The following is a 6,709-nucleotide window of genomic DNA, read 5'->3' as shown; positions in this document are numbered from 1 at the left end:
TTAGGCTTCACACAATTTCGAAAATTGTGTTTACTGAACCATCGCCGCCACCATCGGTGGCACGTCTAAATTGCGGTTCGCCAGCAACATCGAAACATTGGATTTATCGCGTTTCGCCAGGTATTTCGCGTAACGCGTTACAAGCAGGAATGCGGTGCTTCAATTTATGCGTACATCCGAGCGTCTAACAATTGGTTCAAATCGCTCGCTGTGCTCGCTGGGACGGGCTAAAGCCCGCCCCTTAACCAAACGTTAGGCACCATGTACTACAGATCAATGAGAACGTCGCCTCTGCGGTTTAAAAAGCAGTCGCAAGCCACTAGAACAGAAGCCATTCTTCGAGAAAAATGGCGGAATATGCCATTGGAAGAGATGAAAGCTTATTTAGGGAAGCTACTTATTGCTGAATATCATTGCCATCCAAGGCAGAGGCGCAAAAAAGAATTCACAAAACAATTCTATCAACGATGCCGCTGGCGCCGCCTAGTAGTGACCAACCATCTGAGTGGCTTGGGTGTAAAAATAAGCGAGCTAGCCACAGCCCATGCGTTACCAAGAGGCAAAAATTGGCCTGGCGTAGTATTTTTGATCGAACGTAAAGGCATCGAGTTGGCAACAAAGCAAAACCCAACTCCTATCTACAATCCATAGACCGCAAAGCATGCGAAGCCCGAAGCCTAACAAATGGTTCAAGCCGTTCGCTTCGCTCACTCGGGACCGGCTAAAGCCGGCCCCTTAACCAAACGTTATAACCCATGGAGATACACATGAAAAACATGAAGTTTGCCCTCTGTTTTTGCCTAATATTTGCGACCTCTGCTTATGGTGGAGAGAAAAACGACCTCATCTTAGAAATGTTAGAGATCACAAACGCCAAACAAAATCACGAATTAATGATTGATGCTTACATAAAGCAGTTCGCCGAAAACCCAGCAACAGCAACACCGGAATTTGAGAAATATTTCAGAGAAGCCATGGCGTGGGATACGCTAATTGGACCTACTACAAAAGTATATGAAGAGTCTTACACTGTGGACGAGCTCAAGGCCATTAATAAATTCTTTTCCTCCCCCATTGGGAAATCATTTATAGCTAAAGCACCAGAGGTAAATGAGAAAACCTCAGCTATTCTTGTGGAAAATATGCAAAAAGCATTAAGGCATCTCACACCCGCGCAGTAAGTTATAACAATTGGTTCAAATCGCTCGCTCCGCTCGCTGGGACCGGCGAAGCCGGCCCCTTAACCAAACGTTAGGCTCTAAACATAAAGGACTAAATCATGGCACTGACGCTAAACGCAGCTCGCATGCTAAGGAATGGAGGCATAGATGCTTGCGCTGCGCTAAATTCCGCACTTATCGATGCCCTTACTGAACTTCCAGCCGACCTCCATAAAGAGGCAAAACTCTCTATCGGTCGTGCCATGGCGGCAGTTCTGGATGAAACAGTCAATAAAGCAGTAGCTGCTTTTCCTGAGCTAGAACCTGACGAAGAAACTTGGCTTGAGGTTGTTAAGTCCCAAGCTAGGAAAAGAGCAACTGAATGAAGGGTTATTTTCAAGTCCGTGTGAAAAGCCTAACAACTGGTTCAAACCGTTCGCTGCGCTCACTGGGACGGGCTAAAGCCCGCCCCTTAACCATACGTTAGCCAATCGCTTTCAGCTTGTTTGGTTTTTAATCGCGTACATCCGCAATATCGCTCCACTGCTTTAGGCTTCACACAATTTCGAAAATTGTGTTTACTGAACCATCGCCGCCACCATCGGTGGCACGTCTAAATTGCGGTTCGCCAGCAACATCGAAACATAGGATTTATCGCGTTTCGCCAGGTTTATCGCGTAACGCGTTACAAGCAGGAATGCGGTGCTTCAATTTATGCGTACATCCGAGCGTCTAACAATTGGTTCAAATCGCTCGCTGTGCTCGCTGGGACGGGCTAAAGCCCGCCCCTTAACCAAACGTTATACACTAGAGGGAACTTCATGAAATCCATAAAAGCAGCGCTTTTACTCTCCGTATTCGCTACATCAGCTCAAGCTAGCGAGTACAAAATTGACGACCTATATGGTACATGGTGTCTAAAATCTTTAGCCGCCTCACTTGATGGAAAAAGAACCCCAGACAACTCTTCGTATGAGTTTACAAAAGAAGGAAGACTCAATTACAAGATGGGCGTCTTTGAGCAATCTGGTGACTACTCAATTAGTGGCAGTGAGATCCAAACCACCGCAATGGGTAATTACAATATAGTTTCACTCAAAGAGAACGATATGACGCTAAAGTATGGAACCTATTTCTTCTTCGAAAAAGGTTCGTGCAACTAGCGTATAACAATTCGCTCAAAGCGCTCACTCCGCTCGCTGGGACCGGCGAAGCCGGCCCCTTAGCTTATTCGTTAGCCAATCGCTTTCAGCTTGTTTGGTTTTTAAGCGCGTACATCAGCAATATCGCTCCACTGCTTTAGGCTTCACACAGTTTCAAAAATTGTGTTTACTGAACCATCGCCGCCACCATCGGGGCACGTTGAAATTGCAGTTCGCCAGCAACATCGAAAAATTGGATTTATCGCGTTTCGCCAGGTTTATCGCGTAACGCGTTACAAGCAAGAATGCGGTGCTTCAAATTATGTGTACATCCGAGCGTCTAACAATTGGTTCAAATCGCTCGCTGTGCTCGCTGGGACGGGCTAAAGCCCGCCCCTTAACCAAACGTTAGCCAATCGCTTTCAGCTTATTTGGTTTCTAATCGCGTACATCAGCAATATCGCTCCACTGCTTTGGGCTTCACACAGTTTCATAATTTGTGTTTACTGAACCAGCGCCGCCACCATCGGGGCACGTTGAAATCGCAGTTTTTCAGTTGCATCGAAACATTGAATTTATTGCGTTTCGCCAGGTTTATCGCGTAACGCGTTACAAGCAGGAATACGGTGCTTAAAATTATGCGTACATCCGAGCGTCTAACAATTGGTTCAAATCGCTCGCTTCGCTCACTGGGACGGGCTAAAGCCCGCCCCTTAACCAAACGTTAGACAATTCACTTTTAAAGTTTGTTTTTGCACCGCGTCAAACCGCTGCCCCGCTCCATTGCTTTAGGCTTCACACAGTTTCAAAATTTGTGTTTACTGAGCCATCGCCGCCGCCATCGGGGCACGTTGAAATTGCGGTTTTCCAGCAACATCGAAACATAGGATTTATCGCGTTTCGCCAGGTTTATCGCGTAACGCATTACAAGCAGGAATACAGTGCTTCAAATTATGCGTACATCCGAGCGTCTAACAATTGGTTCAAATCGCTCGCTGTGCTCGCTGGGACGGGCTAAAGCCCGCCCCTTAACCAAACGTTAGGCCTCAACCATGAACCTCCCAGTTCCTACTTCCATATACGCAGCCGACGTTTGCCGTGATGGTGGAACCTATGTGCTTGTATTCCAAGACTCTCACAACAAGCAATATGAGCTTGAGCTACCCGTATTAATCGAAAGCGAGTGCCGCATTGGATATAGCTCACCATCCGTCAAATCTTACGAATCAAAGGCTGTGTGTTCACTTGACTGGACGGAGGCGGAGGCAATAGCGCGTTTGCTTATGCCTCTTGTTGCAGAGCCCATTGAATGGGGCGGGGTTGAGCGAGCAGAAGAATGCATACGTCTACTGACGCTGAAGGGACGCATTGCATGAAGCCTAACAACTGGTTCAAATCGTTCGCTTCGCTCACTGGGACTGGCTAAAGCCAGCCCCTTAACCAAACGTTAGGTGAATAGACAGTTAGAGACCTCAAATGATACTTCTTGATCGCAACAAAAAAGCATTAATACCAATTAATTCAGGCGTGTTTGAGCTGTCACAGTTCAAGTCTCAAAAGAAATTAAATAATGAAAATGTTGGCTCTTTGATCCTTTACCCATCAGGCGAGGTAAAGCGCATTTCGAAAATATCAGTTCTTGGTTTTTATGGTGATACTGTTTGGCAAAAAATATTTAGCATACTTAACACCACAAACCGTATTGAAATTCATCTTGATAAACATGATATAGATATTGCTACGTTAAAGTCGGAAATCATTGAATACCTAAGAAATGATTATTGTAGTGCCGACCCTTTTTTACCACAATCAAGAGGTTTAGATGCCGCAATCGATGGAATCATCGCAGCAGTTACTTTCCAGGATCTCTACCACTCACTAGAAGTTCCAGCAGAAGAAGACTGCCTAGATGTACTATGAGGCCTCACCTAACAAGTGGTTCAAACCGTTCGCTTCGCTCACTGGGATGGGCTAAAGCACGCTCTTAACCAAACGTTAGGCACAATCAATAAAAAATTAGGATTGCCAAGAATATCGGAAAGAATTCGAGGTTTGACTCTGCCAAAAGATGGCGTGATATACGTATGTGATCATGATGAAGTGTTTAAAATAGTATTCGGCAATTTATCCGAGCCCAAAATTTTAGATGATGCCCCTTATAAATTTCTAGAAAAACTACCGCACTCACTAGGGATTTCCAATTACCCACCGCCCCTAGAATCAAACGGAAATTCTATCTCATACAAGTTTTATTCTGCTGCTGATTTCGTTGTGGTAAGTTACGAAATACTTGGCGCAAAAGTTGATTTAGAGTTTCGAACATATTCAGGTGATTGGTTTGCGGCATCTTTCCCCAAGTGCGACAAGTACTTAATGCTGGCTGAGCCATACAGTTTCGAGCTATATGTAACAGAGGGATCAAACTCCTAACAACTGGTATATGGACTCTCCTCCGCAAGTAGTGAGCAAAGCTTTTCTTTTGCACTTGTCGTCAGCGCGATTGCATTCGTATATCCGGCCTGTTTTGGGCTGTTCTGCCCTGGCCATTCTGTAGTTCGCGCAGCGGGGGCCAAGCGTTCAATCGATCACGCGGATCAGCAACGTGCGCACGTAGGTGTTGCCCTGCCGGCTGATATGCACCAGTTTGCGGCGCTCGCCGCTGCGGTGTTCTCTCGGGCTCATGCCCAGCCAGGCGCTGAGCTGGCGGCCATTGGTAAAGCGTTCCGGGCGGCCTACTGCGGTTTTCAGCGCACTCGCTGTCAGCAGGCCGACGCCGCTGACTTCGTCGAGTTTGCGTACGATCTAGTCGTAGGCATGCCAGCTGCGCTTCGCACTCGTGCATCGACTGCTCGTACAGGTTGATCGACCTGCAGCGCCCCACGCAAGACACAGACTTCCGGGCGCTCCAGGAACTCACCAGCTGCCCGCAAGAAAGCGGCTGTGCTGGCCGGCGCTTCGGTGCCCATCTCACGGAAGATCCCGCGCAGCTGGTTGATCTACTGAGTACGGGACTTCTTCCACATCTCGCGCAGGTTATGCAGCTGCTGCGCATGCTACGTCATACCTTTGCCAGCCACTTCATTATGAACGGCGGACATTTCCTGACCTTAAAGGAGGTGCTGGGGCATTCGTCGCTGACCATGACCATGCGCTATGCCCACTTGTCCCCTTCCCATCTGCGTGGTGCGCTGCGTCTCAACCCGCTGGATGGTTTCGACACTTCTTCGACACACGAAAAACAGCGCGAAATAAATTTCTTATAAATCAATCGTTTTCAGGCGTAGCGCCATAAGTGTCCGATTGTTTATAGAAATCATGCAGATGACGCACTAACACCATGATCACCGCCGCCACGGGCAGAGCCAGAAGGATGCCGGTAAAGCCGAACAGTTGGCCGCCCGCCATGATGGCGAAGATCACGGCGACCGGATGTAGGCCGATGCGGTCACCCACCAGCATCGGCGTCAACAGCATGCCCTCGAGCATTTGCCCGACGATAAAGACTGCAGCAATGCCCATCAGCGGGTAGAAATCCAGACCGAACTGGAACAGTCCCGCCGTCAGCGCGGCACCGATGCCGACCACCACACCCAGGTAAGGCACGATGCTGGCCAAACCGGCCAGCACGCCAATCAGCAGCCCGAGTTCCAGGCCAATCACCATCAGACCGGTGGCATACAGCACACCTAGAGCCAACATCACCAGCAGCTGACCACGCAGGAAAGCCCCGAGCACTTCGTGACACTCGCCGAACAGCTGCACAACCAGGCCTTCACGGCCGCGCGGCAGCAGGCTGCGCAGTTTGGCGACCATCAGATCCCAATCGCGCATCAGGTAGAAGCTGACCACCGGAATCAGCACCAGGTTAGCCAGCCAGGCCAGTAGCGCCATACCCGAGGCCGTGGCCGTGGACAGCAGCGTGCTAACGATATCGGTGGTTTTACCCAGTTGCCCGGAGAAAGCCGCCTTCAATTGATCAAAGCGCCAGAAACCATCACTCAGACCCAGCTTGAGCTGAACCCACGGCAATGCCTGGTGTTGTGCCCAATCGAGCATCTGCGGTGCCAGTTCATACAAACGCACCAGCTGTTTGCCCAACATGGGCACCAATACCAACAGCAGAATGGCCATGATCAGGGTGATCAGGGCAAAAACCACCACCACCCCCCAGGTCCGCGACAGCTTCCAGCGCTCCAGACGGTCGACCAGCGGGTCGCCCATATAGGCCAGCAGCACGCCGATCAGAAACGGCGAGAGAATCGGCGCCAGCAGGTACACCAGGCCGCACAGCAGCAGTGCCGCGACTATCCATATCCAACGGTGCGAATCGATCATGCCCAGCGCTCCATATGCCAACGTTTTATCCAGAAATACTCAAACCGCGAGGCCCGTTACATAAGAAAACCG

At 49.3% G+C, this 6,709-nt stretch carries 7 protein-coding genes and 2 pseudogenes; 7 read left to right on the top strand and 2 right to left on the bottom strand.

Annotation, left to right across the window (positions count from 1 at the left end; genetic code table 11):
* Window positions 1-363 precede the first annotated feature (363 nt).
* From DBR00_RS20590 to DBR00_RS20575, 6 genes are all read left to right on the top strand, one after another.
* Window positions 364-651, top strand: a complete 288-nt coding sequence (locus tag DBR00_RS20590; protein ID WP_146180709.1) for a hypothetical protein — start codon at window positions 364-366, stop codon at window positions 649-651.
* A gap of 116 nt (window positions 652-767) precedes the next feature.
* Window positions 768-1,181 (top strand): DUF2059 domain-containing protein, encoded by a 414-nt coding sequence (locus tag DBR00_RS17665; RefSeq protein ID WP_158271576.1) that lies wholly within the window; start codon window positions 768-770, stop codon window positions 1,179-1,181.
* Window positions 1,182-1,279: 98 nt separating this feature from the next.
* A complete protein-coding gene (locus tag DBR00_RS17660) occupies window positions 1,280-1,546 on the top strand; it encodes a hypothetical protein (protein WP_108538089.1) in 267 nt (88 codons plus the stop codon).
* Between the two features lie 435 nt (window positions 1,547-1,981).
* Window positions 1,982-2,323: a hypothetical protein gene (locus DBR00_RS20585; protein ID WP_146180708.1), complete on the top strand. Its 342-nt coding sequence runs from the start codon at window positions 1,982-1,984 to the stop codon at window positions 2,321-2,323.
* Window positions 2,324-3,778: 1,455 nt separating this feature from the next.
* Entirely contained in the window at window positions 3,779-4,222 is a 444-nt protein-coding gene (locus tag DBR00_RS20580) for a hypothetical protein (RefSeq protein ID WP_146180707.1), read from the top strand.
* A gap of 132 nt (window positions 4,223-4,354) precedes the next feature.
* Window positions 4,355-4,732, top strand: coding sequence for a hypothetical protein (locus tag DBR00_RS20575; protein WP_146180706.1), 378 nt, complete (start codon window positions 4,355-4,357; stop codon window positions 4,730-4,732).
* 162 nt (window positions 4,733-4,894) lie between these two features.
* Here the strand turns inward: DBR00_RS20575 and DBR00_RS17655 are convergent.
* Window positions 4,895-5,349, bottom strand: a pseudogene (locus DBR00_RS17655) (transposase); the annotation flags it as partial.
* Between DBR00_RS17655 and DBR00_RS17650 the strand changes: the two are divergent.
* Window positions 5,341-5,565, top strand: a pseudogene (locus DBR00_RS17650) (tyrosine-type recombinase/integrase); the annotation flags it as partial. The pseudogenes DBR00_RS17655 and DBR00_RS17650 overlap by 9 nt on opposite strands.
* Window position 5,566: 1 nt before the next feature.
* On the opposite strand, the gene DBR00_RS17645 reads toward DBR00_RS17650, so the two are convergent.
* Entirely contained in the window at window positions 5,567-6,637 is a 1,071-nt protein-coding gene (locus DBR00_RS17645) for an AI-2E family transporter (RefSeq protein WP_108488015.1), read from the bottom strand.
* Window positions 6,638-6,709 lie beyond the last annotated feature (72 nt).

The organism is Pseudomonas sp. HMWF032 (assembly GCF_003060885.1).
Lineage (GTDB): Bacteria > Pseudomonadota > Gammaproteobacteria > Pseudomonadales > Pseudomonadaceae > Aquipseudomonas.
The sequence above is the reverse complement of the archived record's forward strand: the minus strand, read 5'-3'. Positions and strand labels throughout refer to the sequence as shown.

Coding starts and splice junctions, on each gene's coding strand:
- DBR00_RS20585 (WP_146180708.1), top strand. CDS start 1,982: ATGAAATCCATAAAAGCAGCGCTTTTACTCTCCGTATTCGCTACATCA.
- DBR00_RS17645 (WP_108488015.1), bottom strand. CDS start 6,637: ATGATCGATTCGCACCGTTGGATATGGATAGTCGCGGCACTGCTGCTG.
- DBR00_RS20580 (WP_146180707.1), top strand. CDS start 3,779: ATGATACTTCTTGATCGCAACAAAAAAGCATTAATACCAATTAATTCA.
- DBR00_RS17660 (WP_108538089.1), top strand. CDS start 1,280: ATGGCACTGACGCTAAACGCAGCTCGCATGCTAAGGAATGGAGGCATA.
- DBR00_RS17665 (WP_158271576.1), top strand. CDS start 768: ATGAAAAACATGAAGTTTGCCCTCTGTTTTTGCCTAATATTTGCGACC.